Below are 18,055 nucleotides of genomic sequence, written 5' to 3'. Positions count from 1 at the left end.
CAGTCCAGTATCGACAACTTGGCTATGGATGAACAGTCCAGTGGCCTTCAAGATAGTCGAGTGTTGATACGGAGATTCGCCTCGCTGTTCGTTGGTCTGTGGTTGTACGGCTTCTCGATGGCCATGATGATCACAGCCGGCCTCGGACTGGACCCCTGGGATGTGTTCCATCAGGGCGTGGCCGAGCATGTTTCGCTCAGTTTCGGCGTGATCACTGCGATTACCGGTGCGGTGGTACTGCTGCTCTGGATTCCGATCCGTCAGCGGCCAGGGTTCGGCACGGTCGCCAATGTCGTGATCATTGCAATCTCGGTGGATACTTCACTGGCCTTCTTGCCGGTCTTTGATTCCATGCCAGTTCGCGCCGCGATCATGGTCGCGGGAATCCTCCTCAACGGACTGGCCAGCGTTCTCTACATCGGGGCAGGCATGGGGCCGGGTCCCCGCGACGGGTTGATGACAGGACTGGTGGCGCGCACCGGCTTGTCGGTCAGGCTCGTGCGTACCAGCATCGAAATCGCGGTCCTCGCTACCGGATGGCTCCTCGGTGGAACGGTTGGCGTCGGAACAGTGTTGTACGCCTTCGGGATCGGGCCGACCATTCAATTACTGATCAAGGTGCTGCCGGATTCCATGACAGCAGCGGTTACCGGCGGACGTGTCACGGAACGTAAGGCCAAGACCGTGGGTCCGGTCAATGAGATCTCCGTGCCGACGGGAACTTCGGCCGTGGAGGCGGGTTCGCCGGTCGGTGACGCCGAATCGAACGATGCAGTCAATGTGCCGTCGAACCATTCCGGAGTGCCGACGGTGACCTGAACCGGTCCACCGGAATGCAGGATCAGGAGCCAACTGTCGTCACCGAGTGGGCGCCCGGTCCGAGTGTGAGACCGAACGTCGGCTCCGTCGATCCAGGCCTGCAGCGTTCGGTGACTCTCGTCGTACCATGCGGTGTCGTCGAACTCGACGCCGGCAGCGTCGAACCAGACGAGGTCCGGGTGCTCCAGTCTTCTTCTGCCTTCGAAGAATTCGGGCTGACGCAACGCCGGTGCCGCTCGGCGTAATCCGAACGCTCGGGAGACGAACTGCACCAACGACTGATCGGCCGCCGTCCAGTCCAGGGCCCACGAATCGGCCAGGGAGGCAAGTGTGGGAACACAATACGCGTTGTTGTTTCCGCCGAGACTGTGGCCGAACTCGTCTCCGGCGGTGAGCATCGGTGTGCCTGTCGACAGCACGAGCGTGGCCAGTAGCGCCCGTACATGACGTGCCCTGGCGTCCTGAATCTCGGGATCGGTGCTGGGGCCTTCGATTCCGTGGTTGAACGAATCGTTGTGATCGGCGCCGTCACGATTGTCTTCACCGTTGGCTTCGTTGTGCTTGTGGTTGTACGCGACCAGATCGGCGGCGGTGAACCCGTCGTGCGCTGTGACGAAGTTGATCGACGCCCATGGGCGACGGCCGCTGCCGGCAAAGATGTCCTCGGAACCGGCGAGGCGCGACGCGACCTTCCGGACGCTGGAGCCGCCGTTCCAGAACTGGCGAATAGTGCTGCGGTACTTGTCGTTCCATTCCGACCATTGGAGTCCGAAGTTTCCGACCTGGTAACCGTCGGCAGTGGCATCCCACGGTTCGGCGATGAGCTTGCACCGGGTCAGTACCGGATCGGAGGAGATGGCCGACAAGATGGACGCCCGCTGGTCGAAGCCGCCGCCGCGCGGCCTACCCAACGCGCTCGCGAGATCGAATCGGAAGCCGTCGACACCCATTTCGGTGGCCCAGTAACGGAGGCTGTCGGTGATCATGCGGACGGCGATGGGGGAGCAGGCGTCGACCGTGTTGCCGCACCCGGTCAGGTCGATGTCGCGGCCGTCGCCGTCGAGAAGGTAGTAGCCGGGGCCGTCCAAACCTCGCCAGCTGACGCTGATTCCGTCGACACTCTGCTCGCAGGTGTGGTTGTAGACGACGTCGAGGATGACCTCGATGCCTGCCGCGTGTAGTGCGTCGACCATGATCCGGAACTCGGTGACTTCGCCGCCCGGAGTTGCCGCGTATCCGGGATGCGGGGCGAAGTACGACGCCGTCGAGTATCCCCAGTGGTTGCGCATCCCTCGCTCGCGGACGCTCTGTTCGGTCAGAAACGCCTGTACGGGAAGCAGTTCCACGGCGGTGACGCCGAGTGAGACGAGGTGATCGATCACGGCCGGTGCCGTCAGGCCGAGGTACGTTCCGCGGTGGGCGGCGGGTACTCCTCGATGACTGGCGGTGTACGCGCCCACATGCAGTTCGTAGATCACGCTTTCCTCCCACGGCGTCTCGAGGCGGGCTCCGGCGGGCACGAGGCCGGGAGTCACCACGGACAGCGGCACGTGGCCGAGCGAGTCGAGGGTAGACGGGTCGCCGAAAGGATCGTCGGCGTACGACAGGAGGGCACGGTGGTCACCGAGTTCCCCCTCGATGCGGCACGCCCACGGATCGATGAGCAGCTTGTGTGGGTTCAGTCTCAGTCCGGCGCGCGGATTCCACGGGCCGCTTGCCCGAATTCCGTATCGCTGCCCCGCACCGATCCCGGCGATGATCCCGTGCCAGATTCCGTACGTGTGTTGCCGGAGTTCGACGCGATCTTCGTTTCCGTCCTGGTCGATCAGGCAGATCTGGACGCTCGACGCAGCTGGTGCGTGGACCGCGAACTGGGTTCCGGAGTCCACGATGTTGGCGCCGAGTGGGAACGGAGACCCGGGCGTCGGGGTGCGAGTTTCGATGAGAGGCGACACGCAAGATGATCCTGCCGTGAACGGCCGGAGAATGTGCGGGAAGATGTTCGGGTGCCGCTACCTGATCCAGATCTGCTCATCGATTTCGACAACGTACTCATCCGTCGGGGAGGGTCCACTCTGGTGGGGCCCGTCACCTGGAAAGTGGAGCTGGACGAGCGATGGGTGGTGCTCGGACCCAACGGTGCCGGCAAGACCTCGCTGCTGCGCATCGCGGCCGGTGAGACTTTCCCGACCAGTGGTTCTGCCCACCTCCTTGGCGAAGTTCTCGGCAAGGTCGACGTCAACGAGTTGCGCCCGCGAATCGGTTTGTCCTCGTCGTCGTTGGCGAACCGCGTGCCCGGCGACGAGAAGGTCAGCGACCTCGTCGTGTCGGCGGGCTACGCCGTTCTCGGTCGGTGGCGCGAGGAGTACGAATCCATGGACACCTCGCGCGCTGTGGAGATGCTCGAAAGCCTCGGCGCCGAGCACCTGGCGGATCGGACGTACGGGACGCTTTCCGAAGGCGAGCGCAAGCGCGTCCTCATCGCGCGAGCCTTGATGACCGATCCCGAACTTCTTCTCCTGGACGAACCCGCCGCCGGGCTCGATCTCGGTGGACGTGAGGAACTTGTGGCCAGACTCGCCGAACTGGCTGCCGATCCGGACGCCCCGGCAACCGTTCTGATCACCCATCACGTCGAGGAGATCCCGCCGGGATTCACTCACGCACTCCTTCTCAAGGAAGGGGAGGTCGTCTCTCAGGGCCTTCTGGACGACGTCATCACCGCCGAAAATCTGAGCGCGGCATTCAGCCAGTCCATCAGCCTTGACAAGGCGGACGGCAGATATTTCGCACGACGTGCGAGGCCGTCAGGAGCTCATCGCGCGTGAGCTTCAGTGGGACCTGAAATGCGGCCCAGATCACAGATCGCGTAGGTTCGCGAAGCATGGCTAACGAGAATGCAAACGCTGTCCCCGAGCCCAAGGATGCGTCGACCGTCATCTTGGTGCGCGATGCCGAATCCGGGATCGAGATCTTCCTGCTTCAACGAGTACAGGGGATGGCGTTTGCCGGGGGCATGACGGTCTTCCCCGGCGGAGGCGTCGACAAGTCCGATGCGACGGCAGAGGTCGAGTGGGCCGGACCGTCGGTCGAGTGGTGGGCCGAGCGGTTCAGCACGGATGTGGCTCGGGCGAAGGCTCTCGTCTTGGCTGCGGTGCGGGAAACGTTCGAGGAGTGCGGCGTCCTACTCGCCGGACCGACCGCGGACACCGTCGTCGCGGACACGGCCGGCTACGCCCAGGACCGAGTAGCTCTCGAAAAGCACGAGCTGTCGTTCAGCGATTTCCTGAAGAAGGAGAACCTGGTCCTGCGAACGGATCTGCTGCGGCCGTGGGCGAACTGGATCACGCCGGTGGGCGAGACCCGCCGCTACGACACGCGCTTCTTCGTCGCAGCGTCACCGACCGGACAGATCGCGGACGGGGTCACCTCCGAGGCGGCCGAGGTGCGTTGGCAGAGCCCGCAGGACGCGCTGGCGCATTGGTGGGAGGGTGGCAGCATCCTGTTGCCGCCGACGTGGAGTCAGCTGACCGAATTGGCCAAGTTCAGTTCGGTGGCGGAGATACTCGCAGCCGAGCCGGAGATTCCCGTCATCCTGCCTACGTTGATCACCGACGAGGAGACTCTGCGCGTCGAGTTCCCGAATCAGGACGGTTACTACGTCGCCGGGCCGCATCCGTGGTCGGTCAAGGCGGCAAAGTAACCTCTCGATCATGGCTGAATTTGTGACTCTCGAGGTTTCCGAAGGCATCGGCACCATCCGTCTGGCGCGCCCGCCCATGAACGCTCTGAACCGTCAGGTCCAGGACGAGTTGGCTGCTGCCGCACACGCTGCGACCGTCGACAAGGCAGTCAAGGCCGTCATCGTCTACGGCGGCGAGAAAGTCTTCGCAGCCGGTGCCGACGTCAAGGAAATGGCCGAGATGGACTACGGCCAGATCCGTGACGCGATCGGCGGCATGCAGGCCGGGCTCGGCGCCGTGGCGTCGATCCCGAAGCCGACCGTTGCCGCGATCACCGGATACGCACTCGGTGGCGGACTCGAAGTTGCACTCTCGGCCGATCGCCGGATCGTCGGAGACAACGCCAAGCTCGGAGTTCCGGAGATTCTGCTCGGAATCATTCCCGGTGGCGGCGGAACGCAGCGCCTGGCTCGTCTGATCGGACCGGCCAAGGCCAAGGATCTGGTCTTCACCGGCCGTTTCGTCGGGGCTGACGAGGCGTTGGCCATCGGTTTGGTCGACGAGGTCGTCGCTCCCGACGACGTGTACACCGCCGCTCGCACGTGGGCCTCGCAGTTCGTCGGGGGAGCGTCACGTGCGTTGGCTGCTGCCAAGGCAGCCATCGACGAGGGTCTGAACACCGACCTGGAATCCGGGCTCAAGATCGAGCAGCATCTGTTCGCCGGATTGTTCGCGACCAAGGATCAGGCGATCGGCATGGAGTCGTTCATCGCCAACGGTCCGGGCAAGGCCGAGTTCACGGGCGAGTAGGCTCCCCTAAACTAGAACTTGTTCATCTCTTACCAGCGAGTAGGATAGCCGCCATGACAGCCAGCCCGAATGACGACGCAACCGTCACGCCGCCCGCCGCTACCGACACCTCGGTAGTCGACCCCGCGCCGCGGCCGCACGCCACGGCCGAAGAGGTCGAGGCCGCTCGTAAGGACACCAAGCTCGCCCAGGTGCTCTACCACGACTGGGAAGCCGAAACCTACGACGACAAGTGGTCCATCTCGTACGACGAGCGCTGCATCGACTACGCACGTGGTCGTTTCGACGCCGTCGCGGGCGATCAGCCGCTCCCGTACGAGCGCGCCCTCGAACTGGGTTGCGGCACCGGATTCTTCCTCCTGAACCTGATGCAGGGTGGAGTCGCCAAGACCGGTTCGGTCACCGACCTCTCGCCCGGCATGGTCAAGGTCGCACTGCGCAATGCAGAAAGCCTCGGCCTTCCGGTCGACGGCCGTGTTGCCGATGCCGAGACCATTCCGTACGAGGACAACACCTTCGACCTGGTCGTCGGCCACGCCGTGCTGCACCACATTCCCGACGTCGAGAAGTCGCTGCGCGAGGTCCTTCGTGTCCTCAAGCCCGGCGGCCGTTTCGTCTTCGCCGGTGAGCCCACGACTGTCGGTAACTTCTACGCCCGCTGGCTCGGCCGCGCGACGTGGGAAGCAACCACACGCGTGACCAAGCTGCCGTTCCTGGCAGATTGGCGTCGCCCGCAGGAAGAGCTCGACGAGTCCTCTCGCGCAGCAGCGCTCGAAGCAGTCGTCGACATCCACACGTTCGACCCCACCGACCTCGAGAACATGGCGAAGTCCGCCGGAGCCGATCAGGTCCACGCTGCCACCGAGGAATTCGCCGCGGCGCTTCTCGGATGGCCGGTCCGTACCTTCGAAGCAGCTGTTCCGCCGGAGAAGCTCGGTTGGGGCTGGGGACGTTTCGCTTTCGGTGGTTGGAAGACGCTCAGCTGGGTCGACGAGAAGGTGCTCCGCCACGTCGTTCCTCGCGGATTCTTCTACAACGTCATGATCACCGGCGTGAAGCCCGGCAACTGAATTGGGTTATGACTTCACCCTCGGCGACGTCGACTATCTCGGAAGTGATTCCGGCGTAGCTGCCTTGGCCGAGGTGGATCAGCTCGAACTGTCCACGCGTACGCGTCTGGCCGACATCGGCCGGGCGCGTACGCGTTTCGGTGATCACATGCCTGCGCTCGTGGACACCGTCCTGCTTCGACGCAAGGCCGCTTCGAAACTGCCCGGCAGTGATCAGTGGTTGTTCACGGACGACGCGATGCAGCAGGCCACTCCCGGTGTTGTGGCGGCGCACCGCGCGCAGCGTCTGATCGGGCGCGACGTCCACGACGTGACGTGCTCAATCGGCGCCGAACTGCATGCCTTGACCGGAGTTGCGCATCGCGTGATCGGCAGCGACATCGATTCCGTTCGCCTGGCGATGGCACAGCGCAATGTGCCGAGCGCAGCGTTGTTGCGGGCCGACGCGCTCCGCCCGACGACACGCGACACCGTCGTACTGGCGGACCCCGCCCGGCGATCGGGCGGTCGCCGCACTCACGATCCGGCAGCGTTGATGCCGCCGCTACCGGACCTCATCGAGGCGTACTCCGGCCGTGATCTCGCGGTGAAGTGTGCTCCCGGACTCGATTTCGACAATCTGGGCTGGGACGGGGAAGTCGAGGTCGTCTCGCTCGACGGCGGCGTCAAGGAAGCATGCCTGTGGTCGACGGGACTGGCCGAGTCCGGCGTCACGCGTCGAGCTTCGGTGCTTCGCTCCGACGGGAGCGCGTGGGCGATCACCGACGCCGAGGACGACGTGATTCCGGAGCAAGCTCCGGGGGAGTGGATCATCGACCCGGACGGAGCGGTAGTGCGAGCAGGCCTCGTGCGCCACTACGCGGCCAGACACGGCCTCTGGCAGCTCGATCCACGCATCGCATATCTGACCGGTGACAGCGTCCCTGAGGGAGTTCGCGGATTCCGGATCCTCGAGCAGATCAAGTACTCGGAGAAACTGCTCAAACAGACACTGTCCAAGCGGGACTGCGGTGTGGCCGAAATTTTGGTGCGAGGAGTCGACGTGGACCCGGCAGTGCTGCGTCCACGGCTCAAGCTCAAGGGCTCGCGTGCACTGAGCGTCGTGATCGTGCGGATCGGACGATCGGCGTCGGCCTTCATCTGTGAGGCTTCCCGCTAGCTCACTTGAAGACGAACAGCTCACCGATTGCGCTGGGCGTCAACACTTCGCCCTTGGGGCCGATCGAGGTGCCGACGGTGAAGCCGACCGCTCCCGGCAACGTGTCCTGATCCACCGTCTCACCGGTTTCGGTGTCGAAGGTGATCAGGCTCAGTCCGTTCTCACCCTCGCGGACGACGGTGTATCCGGTGTTGCCGGCGGTCTGCGCCGGAACGCCCAGTTGCAGAAGGTCTTTACGTTCCCAGGCCAGTTCGGCGTGATCTCCCTCGTCGCGCACGGCAAGGAGGTGGCCCTTGTCGCCGCCGGCGGGAATGATCAAACCGTCGTCGGACGTCGAGGCACTACCGGCCGAGTTGAAGCCGATGTCGTAACTCCACCTGGTGTCACCGGTTTCGGCGTTCACTGCCCAGAGAGATCCGTTGTTGTCGGTGGCGTACACGGTCTTGCCGTCCTTCGACAGGTCCGGGCTCGACGCCGTCCCACCGGGAAGCGCGTCGGTGGACCACTCGCGGGTGATGGACGGATTGTCGCCGCCCGTGTACTTCATGGCGACCAGATCGGCTGCCCGAGAACTGGGTCCGTAGAAGGTGAAGTAGAACTTGCCGGTGCCCAGGTCCACCGCCGGGGTATTGGCCACCGGGCAGCCGGACGTGCCGAGGAAGCACTCGTTCAAACCCTTGTTGTCGGGAATGAGTTCTGCATTTGCGCCCTGGTCGATCGACGGCGGCGGGATCAGGTCGAACGACGGAACCACTTTGGCGCCGGTCTGCGGGTCGAGCACGTTGATCTGACCCAATTGGGTGATGAACAACAGGTTTCCGTCGCCGGTGAACTGTGACGAGAGAGGAGTGCCCACAACGAGCGTGCGCCAACGCAATTGACCAGTCTCGGTGAAGGACATCATCGCGCCGCTCTCGCCGACGTAGACATTGGTGGCCGTGTCGACGACGGGCGTCGAGGCGACTACTCCGTCGTTGAGTCGAGCGCACCACTTCTTGCGACCCGTATCCATCTGGAACGAGAAGAGATTGCAGCCGTTCTCGGTGCGGGCGGTGACGAAGCTCTGGCCGTTCGCGGCCACCGAGGCGTACGCGGCAACCGGACCGCCGAGAGGGCGTGACCATGCGAACTCGACATCGCGTGATCCGGTGACCGGGCTCGTGTCGCTGTTGCGGGCGTCGGCATGCATGGCCGGCCAACCCGCCGACGCGTACCGGTCCACCCGTCCGTCGTCGCTGCCGCAACCGGCGATCAGGGCCGCAGCGATCGCCGTCGACACCATCACGGACGACCGTAGGACCCGCCGCATCACAATCTCCCTGCCTTCACTTGATCAAGAGCCCTCGGTAACTGCACAAGCCCGGACCAGAGACTATCCCGACCGGGGCAACGTGACGGGGCACACCCCGAGGGTCGGTGAGTCGGCCCCACGTAGGCTGAACACTCATGACGAGCATGTGGGGCGCACCGTTGCGCACTCGATGGCGGGGATCACGCCGAGGCGACAGCGATCAGGCCAAGTTCTTGACGGTCGATTCCCTCAAATGGGTTCTGGCGAACAAGGCGTACACACCCTGGTATCTGGTGCGGTACTACCGTCTCGCCAAGTTCAAGATGGCCAACCCGCACGTGATCCTGCGCGGCATGGTGTTCCTCGGCAAGAACGTCGAAATCCATTCGACCCCAGACCTGTCCCGCCTCGAGATCGGGCGCTGGGTACACATCGGCGACGGCAACGCGATCCGTTGCCACGAAGGTTCGCTGCGCATCGGCGACAAGGTCGTCTTCGGCAAGGACAACGTCGTCAACACCTACCTCGACATCGAAATCGGTGCGTCGACGCTCGTAGCCGACTGGTGCTACATCTGCGACTTCGACCACCGCATGGACGACATCAACACACCGATCAAGGACCAGGGCATCGTCAAGGGCCCCGTCCGTATCGGCCCGGACACCTGGGTGGCAGCGAAGGTCACCGTGCTGCGAAATACCCGCGTCGGACGCGGTTGTGTCCTCGGTGCGCACGCCGTCGTCAAGGGAGACATCCCGGACTACAGCATCGCGGTCGGCTCGCCCGCGAAGGCGGTCAAGAACCGCAAGTCCGATTGGGAAGCCGGCGCTGCCGATCGTGCAAAGTACATCGCGGCGCTCGAGGACATCGCACGCAAGAAGGCTGCTGCGGACGCTGCCGACGCGTCGTAGCTCACTTTTTGGCAGAACCAGCGATTACTTTCGGCGCCGCCACCGGTCTGTATCGGTATCGGCGCCGAAAGTCTGCGCCGGTGAAAGGAGTGCCGACATGAGCGAACAGACACCCGAATGGGTCGTGGCGCAGCGCCGCGAACTGGTGGGATTTCTCGAAGGCCTGAGCGCGGAGCAGTGGAACGCGCCGACCCTGTGCGACGGGTGGCGGGTCCGCGAAGTGATCGCGCACATCACCATGCCCTACCGATACTCGGCGCCGCGATTCGTCGTGGAAATGGTCAAGTCACGCGGAAACTTCAACAAGATGTCGAATCGGCGAGCGCTCGCCGACGCGTCGGAAGTCGTTGAGCAACAACTGCTTGCCTCGCTTCGCGACAACGTCGCACACCCGTGGAAGCCGCCGGGCGGTGGCTTCGAGGGTGCACTCTCACACGACGTGATCCACGGTCAGGACATTCGCGTGGCACTCGGCGACGACTACGTGGTGCCCGAAGACCGGCTCACTCGTGTGCTCAGCGGACTCTCGCCCAAAACCGTGAAGTATTTCGGGACTGACCTCGACGGCGCTCGGTTGCGCGCCGACGACCGAGACTGGACGTACGGTGCCGGCGCCGAGGTTCACGGAGCGGCGCAGGACTTGTTGCTGGTGTTGTGTGGCCGGATGTTGCCACCGGGCCATCTGCTCGGGGATGCGAGTTCTCGCTTCACCGCGCCCCTCCCGACCCGCTGAGGTCAGCGCTTCAGCGACCAGGGAGCGGCCGCTCGGGAATCTGCGGCCGCGCCAACGGCTGCCGCACCCGACGCTTTGCGCCCGCGTAGACGTGAGCAGTCTCCTCGGCGACCTGATGCCAGTCGAAGTCCGACGTCAGGCGTGCCCGGGCGGCCACTGCCCGTTCCTGCGCCCCGGCGGGATCGTCGAGAACCTCGCGGACCGCCGAGGTGAGCCCGGCGATGTCACCCGGTTGGAACGACATCCCGGTCACCCCGTCGACTACCGCTTCGCCCAGTCCGCCTGCGGTGGACGTGATCAGCGGAGTGCCGGCTGCCGCCGCTTCGAGGGCGATGATCCCGAACGGCTCGTAGCGCGACGGCAGGACGATGGCGTCCGCTCCGTGCAGCCAGCTGAGCAGTTCCGTGTGATCGAGGTTGCCGAGAAAGTCCACTGCCCGCGCGACGCGATGTGTGCGCGCCTGTTGGTAGAGCCAGGTGAACTGGGTGCCTTCGCCCGCGATCGCGAGGGTCGTGCCGGGGTGGCTACGACGGATTCGGGGGAGTGCCGCGATAGCGTCCTGCACACCCTTCTCGTATTCCAGGCGGCCGACGAAGAGGAGTTTCGGCGGCCCTGACCGCGGTCCACGTTCGCGAAAGCTCCACGTGGTCACGTCGATTCCGTTGCGGATGACAGTGATCGGCGGCAGCGTCGGACCGTAGAGTTCGGTCACTTCTTCCTGCATGGACGCCGAACAGGTTATGAGAGAGTCGGATTCGTTTGCCAGCCACCACTCGACCGAGTGGACCTGGCGGTTGATGCGTCCGGAGATCCAGCCGCTGTGGCGACCCGCCTCGGTGGCGTGAAGCGTGGAAACCAGTGGGACGTCATAGAATTCGGCCAATGCGATCGCCGGATGTGCGACCAGCCAGTCGTGTGCGTGCACGACGTCCGGTTGCCAGCCCTCGCCCACTCCTGGCTTGTGCAGCGCCATCCCGGCACGGACCATCGCGTGACCCATCGCGAGGGTCCACGCGAGCATGTCCTCGCCGAAGACGAAGTGTGCCGGGTCCTCGGCCACTGCGACGACCAGTACGCCTTCGGAGATGTGCGTGACCGTCGGGTGCGTCGACGCATCGGTGCCGGAGGGGCGGCGCGAGAGAACCACGACTTCGTGGCCTGCAGCCGCAAGCTCGGTGGCGAGATGGTGGACGTGTCGGCCGAGGCCGCCGACAACGACCGGTGGGTACTCCCACGAGACGATGAGAATCTTCACGACGCGCTCCCGTTCACCAGTTCTGTGTCAGGCAGACGGCGAGCATCCAGCCCCGGGAACAATCCGTCGGCGCGATTCCAGCCTTCGGCCAGCCGCTCGGCCACGGCATCGCGGCCGGAAACGAGCGCTTCGGAGATTTCCCGGGTCGCGTGGGCGTGCTTGTGTGCGCGTTCGCGGGCGTACCCCGCGGCCGAATCCTTGCTCACCATGAATGCCCAATCGCTCGAAACTGTCATCAGTGTCTCGCGAAGGACCTGATCGTTGACCCGGTTTCGCAGTTCCGGTCGGCCGGGTGCGTTGTCGCGGCCGCGAGACTTGTCCACGGTGGTGAGGGCGGTATCGACCACTTCGGAGTTCAATTGCACGAGGTCGGACACCTGATCGCCGGCCCATACGCGCCAGTCCTTGCCCGATCCCCAGGACGAATCCTCGAGCTGAACGGGTTCGCCGACGTATCCCGATTCCTTGGCGTCGGCGAGGGTGCCGACGCGAATTCCGGCTTCCGGAAGCGCGCGCAGGAGCTTCTCGAGCCACTGCGGGCCTTCGTGCCACCAGTGCCCGAACAGTTCGGTGTCGAATGCTGCGACCACGAGGGCGTCGCGGCCGATGCGGGTGGATTCACTGCGCAGACGCGCCCGAACGGTTTCGACGAAGTCGGCAACATGCTTGTCGACGGCGGCGGCGGCGAGTTCGGGGTCGTACGGCAACTTGTCGGCGGAGTCGACGGTCCGGCCGGTGACCCGCGACGGCTTGAGGCCCGTCTCGTGGTCGTAGGTGTGGAAGTCGCGGTAAGCAGCGTGACCCGGATATCCGGATTTCGGGGACCAGACGCGGTAGCTGACCTGAAGGTCGCGGCCGAAGGCAACCACGTCGGATTCTCGAACCGGGCGACCGAGGGACGTGTCGCCGCGCAAGGCGGGACCGTCGACCATGAAGTGGGTGACACCCGCTTCGGCGTACCCGCGCTCCATGCCCGGGGTGTACCCGCACTCGGGCCCCCAGATCCCGGTCGGAGTGTGGTTCCACCGGGCATGCGCGTCGGCGAGACCTTCGCGGAGGGAGAACGCACGCACGCGAGGGTCGAGCAGCGGTTGGAACGGGTGGGCCAGCGGCCCGCCGAGAAGCTCGAAGGCCTCGCGGTCGATGAGGTCGCGGAACACGGGTGAGGCGCCGTGCTGCCAATGAGTCTCGAAATCTTCGAGAGCCGCTGCGGACGCTCGGTGTTCGCGCGCTCCGAGTTCGCGGTGCGCTGCGTCCGGCATGCCGGCGGCCTCGTGTGCACGGATCTGCCAGTTGCCGAGCCAGTGATGCATACCGGCGAGGCAGTGGGGATCGTCCAACTGGGCCGCGAGCACCGGCGTGATTCCCAGCGTCAGCAGGTGCGATCGGCCCTCGTCGGCCAGGCGTCGTAGCGCGGCGGCGAGCGGAATGTACGACGCAGCCCAGGACTGGTAGATCCATTCCTCGCCGACGGGCCATCTGCCGTGGTTGGCGAGCCACGGCAGATGGGAGTGCAGAACCAGGGCGAACATCCCCGGTTCGGTGACGGGTGTTGCGTTACTCACTCGCCGGATTCCTTCACGGCAGTTTCTTTCACGGCGATAGCGACGAGGTCGAGGCTGTCGTCGATGTCGGGTTCGCTGATGCTGAAGTCGTCGACGGTGATGCCCTCGACGTCGCGGGTGAGATCTTCGGGCCAGGGCTCACCGGCCAACGCGCGGTCGATCTGCGCGTTGATGAACGATCCGCCGTGCTTGGCGTCGAGTTCCTTCAGGCGTGAACCGTGGTGGACGCCGGTCATCAACTGAACGCGGAATCCGGCGTCTTCGAGCAATTCGGTCATTTCGGCGGCGTTGAGCTCACGAGTGTGGAAAGGGTTGAGCGGCGTGTCGCGGCCGGGCGAGAACGTGATCCGGTTGGGGGTACTGATCAGAAGTTCACCGCCGGGAGCGAGAACTCGGAAGCACTCGCGCAGGAACTGACCCTGATCCCACAGGTGCTCGATCACCTGGAAATTGACGACGACGTCAACCGAGTTGTCGGCCAGTGGAAGCTCGGCGAGATTGCCGTGGAGCATCTCGACGCGGGGGTAGCGCGCACGAACGTGTTCGACCGCGGAGACGTCGTAGTCGAGGCCGGTGACCTTCGTTGCGACGTCCGCAATCATGTTGGCGCCGTAGCCTTCTCCGGATCCGGCCTCGAGGACTCGGCGGTCCGTGCAGCGCTCCAGAAGTGCGCGGTACACCACTTCGTGGCGTCGGAACCAGTAGTTCTCCTCGGGGATTCCTGGCACGGTTCGTTCGCCCGTCAAGGGCAGGGGTGCGTCCTCGTGGTTGCTGACACTCGTTTCACTCACCCGTGCGAGATTAGTGCCATCCGAGTAGAACGTGTTCGCCGTGGTCCAGATCACTGCTGTCAATTCCTGTTCGTGCCGTTATGGTGGACGAGGTTCCACGTTAAGTTACCCACCGGTAACTTAACGTGGGGTAATCTAACGCACAGCCGACGTGAACCGAGAAATTCGCCCGTGGGGAGACCTGTCGGACTCTCTTTTCGGACGCTCGGACTGCGCGAGCACCACAGACGATTTATCAGGTGAATTACACACAGGAGGTCGACGAAGACCCATGACGAATATCGTTGTTTTGATCAAGCAGGTCCCCGACACATGGTCCGAGCGCAAGCTGACCGACGGCGACTACACGCTTGACCGTGAAGCCGCCGACGCAGTCCTCGACGAGATCAACGAGCGCTCCGTCGAAGAAGCACTCCTCATCAAGGAAGCTCAGGGCGGTGAGGTAACGGTGCTGTCCGCAGGTCCCGACCGCGCCACCGACGCTATCCGCAAGGCTCTGTCGATGGGCGCCGACAAGGCCGTCCACATCAACGACCCGGCACTGCACGGCTCCGACGCGATCCAGACCGCATGGACGCTCGCTGCTGCTCTCGGACAGATCACCTTCGAGAACGACGAGCCTGCCGACCTGATCATCGCCGGCAACGAGGCCACCGACGGCCGCGTCGGCGCTGTTCCGGCCATCATCGCCGAGTACCTGGGCATCCCGCAGCTCACGCAGCTGCGCAAGGTCGTCGTCGCCGACGGCAAGATCACCGGTGAGCGCGAGACCGACGAGGGCGTCTTCGGCCTCGAGGCTTCGCTGCCCGCGATCGTCTCGGTCACCGAGAAGATCAACGAGCCGCGCTTCCCGTCCTTCAAGGGCATCATGGCCGCGAAGAAGAAGGAAGTTCTCGTTTACACGCTGGCCGACCTCGGAGTCGACCCGGAGACCGTCGGAGTTGCCAACGCAGGCACCACGGTGACTTCCTCCACCCCGAAGCCCCCCCGTACCGCTGGTGAGCGCATCGCCGACGAGGGAGACGGTGGCACCAAGATTGCCGCTTACCTCGTCAGCAACAAGGTCATCTGATCGCGCCCTTCTAGACATCCAGCAGAAGAACTCAGGGAGAGTTAAGTCATGGCAGAAGTACTTGTGCTCGTAGAGCACGCAGAGGGTGCGCTGAAGAAGGTCAGCACCGAACTCATCACCGCTGCACGCGCACTCGGTGAGCCGTCGGCAGTTGTCGCCGGCCCCGCGGGCACCGCAGCAAAGCTCGCCGAAGCTCTGGCAGCAGCCGGAGCCGAGAAGATCTACGTCGCCGAGTCCGACGACATCGACGGCTACCTCGTCACCCCCAAGGTCGACGTTCTCGCCGCTCTGGTCGAGTCCACCAGCCCGGCAGCAGTCATCACCGCAGCCGGCACCGAGGGCAAAGAGGTTGCCGGTCGTCTGGCTGCACGTCTGGGCTCCGGACTGCTGACCGACGTCATCGAGATCAAGGCTGACGGCACCGGCGTCCACTCCATCTTCGGTGGCGCGTTCACCGTCGAAGCCAAGGCCAACGGCGACGTTCCCGTCTACTCGGTTCGTCCGGGTGCAGTCGAGGCTGCTCCGCAGGCCGGCGCAGGCGAGCAGATCACCGTCGAGGTTCCGGCTCAGGACGAGAGTGCCGTCAAGGTCACCTCGCGTGAGCCCATTGTCGGCGGCGACCGCCCCGAGCTCACCGAGGCGTCGGTTGTCGTCTCCGGTGGACGTGGCGTCGGCAGCGCGGACAAGTTCTCCGTCGTCGAAGAGCTGGCCGATTCCCTCGGTGCTGCAGTCGGTGCTTCGCGTGCCGCTGTGGACTCGGGTTACTACCCCGGACAGTTCCAGGTCGGTCAGACCGGTAAGACGGTCTCCCCGCAGCTGTACATCGCGCTCGGCATTTCCGGTGCCATCCAGCACCGCGCCGGCATGCAGACGTCCAAGACCATCGTCGCGGTCAACAAGGACGAAGAGGCACCCATCTTCGAGATCGCCGACTTCGGCATCGTGGGCGACCTGTTCAACGTCGCACCGCAGCTCACCGAAGCTGTGAAGTCCCACAAGGGCTAAAAAGCACAAACTGCTGTGCGCCTTTATCAACCCCCCGCGGTTGATAAAGGCGCACAGTGCTTTATTCACCCGGCCTGCATCGGCATGTCACTTCGTCGATACCGAGACGCCGTTCGCGCTCGATAAACCTTGCGCATGACAATTACGTCAGTCCTTCGCTCCGCGAGTGACAATCTCGGCCGTGAGGTCGCCCAGCCGAGATATTCTCTGATCGTCTCCTCCGACCGCGAGCATCGTGTCGCAGCGCAGCGCCTTCGATACCGAGTGTTCGCCTCCGAGCCAGGCTTCTCCCTCCCGGCCTCGGCCGGGGTCTTCGAACTCGACGCCGACGGCTTCGACGAATTCTGTGATCATCTACTCGTTCGTGACAACATCACCGAGGAGTACGTCGGCTGCTACCGAATGCTGCCGCCGGATTCCGCTGCGGCGGCGGGTGGGTATTACACCGCAACCGAATTCGACATCTCCGCGCTCGATCCGGTGTCGAACAGGATCGTCGAAATGGGTCGCGCGTGCGTCGATCCCGCGCACCGCACCGGATCCGTCCTGAGCCTGATGTGGTCGGGCATCCTGCATTATCTCGAACTGACCGGATACGAGTGGGTGATGGGCTGCGTCTCCGTGCCCATCTTGCCGAGCCCCGATTCAATTGCCGGCGCCGATGTCCGCGGCGTCCGTGACTTCGTGATGAACAAACACGCCAGTCCGGGGTCGCGGCGGGTGACGCCACGAAACCCGGTGGTCCTCGGCGGTCTGACGCTCGACGAGATTGCCGCACCGGAACGCGTGACGATGCCGCCGTTGCTCCGTGGCTACTTGCGGATGGGCGCGATGATCTGCGGGGAACCTGCTCACGATCCCGAGTTCGGTGTGGCCGATTTTGTTGCGCTGCAAGGCCTTCACTCCGCCAACAAGCGCTATCTGGAACGGCTGCGATCGGCGGCCGCCGCACACGAATCGGGGATCGGCTGATGACCGCGACGGTGCCGTACTGGGTGCCGACGAGCCCCTGCGGCGACGGGTGCCTACCTACGGACGCACCCGGTGTGTCGAGTATCACCGTGATGGCCCGCGGGGTCATGGTCGGCGCCGCACTGGTGACTGCGCCGGTGCTCTCGGCCGGCTGGCTGCTCCCGCGCACCTGGCGTACGGAGATGCAACGCGGATACTCGCGCGCGTTGCTGCGTTGTCTGGGAATGAAGCTCACGGTCGACGATCAGCGGTTGGGGCGCGCCGAACCGGCGGGCGTGATGGTTGTCGCCGGTCACGTGTCGTGGACCGACGTCCTCGTCGCGAGTGCCGTTGCCCCGGCCAACTTCGTCGCCCGTGCCGACCTGCTCGACTGGGCAGTGCTCGGTGGTCTCGCGCGCCGGATGCGCGTAGTGCCCATCGATCGCGCCCGACTGCGTGAACTTCCCGGAACCGTCGACGTCGTTCGCGAACGACTTCAGCGTGGTGTCCGCGTAATGGTGTTTCCCGAGGGAACGACCTGGTGCGGGCGGGCGTACGGAGGTTTTCGCCCGGCGATGTTCCAAGCTGCCGTCGACGCCGAATGCCCGGTTCAGCCGATGGCGATCCGCTACGAGAACGCCGACGGTTCCCTGTGCACCGGACCGTGCTTTGTCGGCACCGAAACTATCGGTCAGTCCATCCGTCGGATCCTGCGTCAGAAGAACGTCGAGGTGAAGGTCAGGCTGGCTCCGCTCGAGGAGGCAGGGGAGTGTCGAGTCGACCTCGCGCAGCGATGCGAGAGAGCCGTACGTGGCGTCGAAACCATCGATTTGGCAGCTCACGACATCTTCGACCCCGCACCGGAACTCGTGACACAAGCCGTGGGACAAATCGATACCTCCCCGGCAATGACCGCTTAGCCTGCTGAGCGAGGCTGGGC

The 18,055-nt window shown here is 64.5% G+C and carries 16 protein-coding genes and 1 pseudogene; 12 read left to right on the top strand and 5 right to left on the bottom strand.

Features of this window, described 5'->3' with window-relative positions; translation table 11 throughout:
* Positions 1–24 precede the first annotated feature (24 nt).
* Positions 25–819, top strand: coding sequence for a membrane protein (locus CPI83_RS31235; RefSeq protein ID WP_309599321.1), 795 nt, complete (start codon positions 25–27; stop codon positions 817–819).
* On the opposite strand, the pseudogene glgX reads toward CPI83_RS31235, so the two are convergent.
* Positions 732–2,774: pseudogene (gene glgX, locus CPI83_RS17760) on the bottom strand (glycogen debranching protein GlgX); the annotation flags it as partial. The gene CPI83_RS31235 and the pseudogene glgX overlap by 88 nt on opposite strands.
* A 51-nt stretch (positions 2,775–2,825) precedes the next feature.
* Between glgX and CPI83_RS17755 the strand changes: the two are divergent.
* From CPI83_RS17755 to CPI83_RS17735, 5 genes are read left to right on the top strand one after another with little or no spacing between them, the layout of a single operon-like run.
* On the top strand, positions 2,826–3,647 hold the full coding sequence (locus CPI83_RS17755) for an ABC transporter ATP-binding protein (RefSeq protein ID WP_003944728.1): 822 nt from the start codon (positions 2,826–2,828) through the stop codon (positions 3,645–3,647).
* A 56-nt stretch (positions 3,648–3,703) separates the two neighbouring features.
* Entirely contained in the window at positions 3,704–4,522 is an 819-nt protein-coding gene (locus tag CPI83_RS17750) for an NUDIX domain-containing protein (RefSeq protein ID WP_097387513.1), read from the top strand.
* A 10-nt stretch (positions 4,523–4,532) separates the two neighbouring features.
* Positions 4,533–5,312, top strand: a complete 780-nt coding sequence (locus CPI83_RS17745; RefSeq protein WP_003944701.1) for an enoyl-CoA hydratase-related protein — start codon at positions 4,533–4,535, stop codon at positions 5,310–5,312.
* Positions 5,313–5,365: 53 nt separating this feature from the next.
* Positions 5,366–6,382 carry a class I SAM-dependent methyltransferase gene (locus tag CPI83_RS17740; RefSeq protein ID WP_003944733.1) on the top strand — a complete coding sequence of 339 codons (1,017 nt, stop codon included), beginning with the start codon at positions 5,366–5,368 and terminating at the stop codon, positions 6,380–6,382.
* 1 nt (position 6,383) lies between these two features.
* Complete coding sequence (locus tag CPI83_RS17735; protein ID WP_097387512.1) at positions 6,384–7,541, top strand: SAM-dependent methyltransferase; 1,158 nt, start codon at positions 6,384–6,386, stop codon at positions 7,539–7,541.
* 1 nt (position 7,542) lies between these two features.
* On the opposite strand, the gene CPI83_RS17730 is transcribed toward CPI83_RS17735, so the two are convergent.
* The gene (locus CPI83_RS17730; protein WP_080910886.1) at positions 7,543–8,850 is read right to left on the bottom strand and encodes a PQQ-binding-like beta-propeller repeat protein; all 1,308 of its coding nucleotides are present in this window, start codon (positions 8,848–8,850) and stop codon (positions 7,543–7,545) included.
* A gap of 137 nt (positions 8,851–8,987) precedes the next feature.
* Here CPI83_RS17730 and CPI83_RS17725 point away from each other — a divergent pair, with 137 nt between their 5' ends.
* Positions 8,988–9,743, top strand: a complete 756-nt coding sequence (locus tag CPI83_RS17725; RefSeq protein ID WP_060938655.1) for an acyltransferase — start codon at positions 8,988–8,990, stop codon at positions 9,741–9,743.
* A 97-nt stretch (positions 9,744–9,840) separates the two neighbouring features.
* A complete protein-coding gene (locus tag CPI83_RS17720; RefSeq protein WP_097387511.1) occupies positions 9,841–10,476 on the top strand; it encodes a maleylpyruvate isomerase family mycothiol-dependent enzyme in 636 nt (211 codons plus the stop codon).
* Positions 10,477–10,486: 10 nt separating this feature from the next.
* Here CPI83_RS17720 and CPI83_RS17715 read toward each other — a convergent pair whose 3' ends face one another.
* The 3 genes from CPI83_RS17715 to CPI83_RS17705 are packed head-to-tail and all read right to left on the bottom strand — an operon-like array spanning position 10,487 to position 14,087.
* Entirely contained in the window at positions 10,487–11,731 is a 1,245-nt protein-coding gene (locus CPI83_RS17715) for a glycosyltransferase family 4 protein (protein ID WP_020969294.1), read from the bottom strand.
* Complete coding sequence (locus tag CPI83_RS17710) at positions 11,728–13,263, bottom strand: glycoside hydrolase family 57 protein (RefSeq protein WP_097387510.1); 1,536 nt, start codon at positions 13,261–13,263, stop codon at positions 11,728–11,730. The genes CPI83_RS17715 and CPI83_RS17710 overlap by 4 nt, the downstream gene beginning before the upstream one ends.
* Before the next feature lie 29 nt (positions 13,264–13,292).
* Positions 13,293–14,087: a class I SAM-dependent methyltransferase gene (locus CPI83_RS17705; protein ID WP_044479608.1), complete on the bottom strand. Its 795-nt coding sequence runs from the start codon at positions 14,085–14,087 to the stop codon at positions 13,293–13,295.
* A gap of 271 nt (positions 14,088–14,358) precedes the next feature.
* On the opposite strand from CPI83_RS17705, the gene CPI83_RS17700 reads away from it, so the two are divergent.
* The 4 genes from CPI83_RS17700 to CPI83_RS17685 all read left to right on the top strand — a co-directional run bounded on the left by CPI83_RS17700 (position 14,359) and on the right by CPI83_RS17685 (position 18,035).
* On the top strand, positions 14,359–15,159 hold the full coding sequence (locus tag CPI83_RS17700; protein WP_019747906.1) for an electron transfer flavoprotein subunit beta/FixA family protein: 801 nt from the start codon (positions 14,359–14,361) through the stop codon (positions 15,157–15,159).
* 48 nt (positions 15,160–15,207) lie between these two features.
* The gene (locus tag CPI83_RS17695) at positions 15,208–16,164 is read left to right on the top strand and encodes an electron transfer flavoprotein subunit alpha/FixB family protein (protein WP_046378376.1); all 957 of its coding nucleotides are present in this window, start codon (positions 15,208–15,210) and stop codon (positions 16,162–16,164) included.
* 135 nt (positions 16,165–16,299) lie between these two features.
* The gene (locus tag CPI83_RS17690) at positions 16,300–17,136 is read left to right on the top strand and encodes a GNAT family N-acyltransferase (protein ID WP_029255099.1); all 837 of its coding nucleotides are present in this window, start codon (positions 16,300–16,302) and stop codon (positions 17,134–17,136) included.
* Complete coding sequence (locus tag CPI83_RS17685; RefSeq protein ID WP_020907246.1) at positions 17,136–18,035, top strand: lysophospholipid acyltransferase family protein; 900 nt, start codon at positions 17,136–17,138, stop codon at positions 18,033–18,035. The genes CPI83_RS17690 and CPI83_RS17685 overlap by 1 nt, the downstream gene beginning before the upstream one ends.
* Positions 18,036–18,055: the final 20 nt, after the last annotated feature.

Source organism: Rhodococcus sp. H-CA8f (assembly GCF_002501585.1).
Taxonomy (GTDB): Bacteria; Actinomycetota; Actinomycetes; order Mycobacteriales; family Mycobacteriaceae; genus Rhodococcus_F; species Rhodococcus_F erythropolis.
Note: the sequence above shows the minus strand (reverse complement) of the source record. Positions and strands in the feature narration are given on the sequence as shown.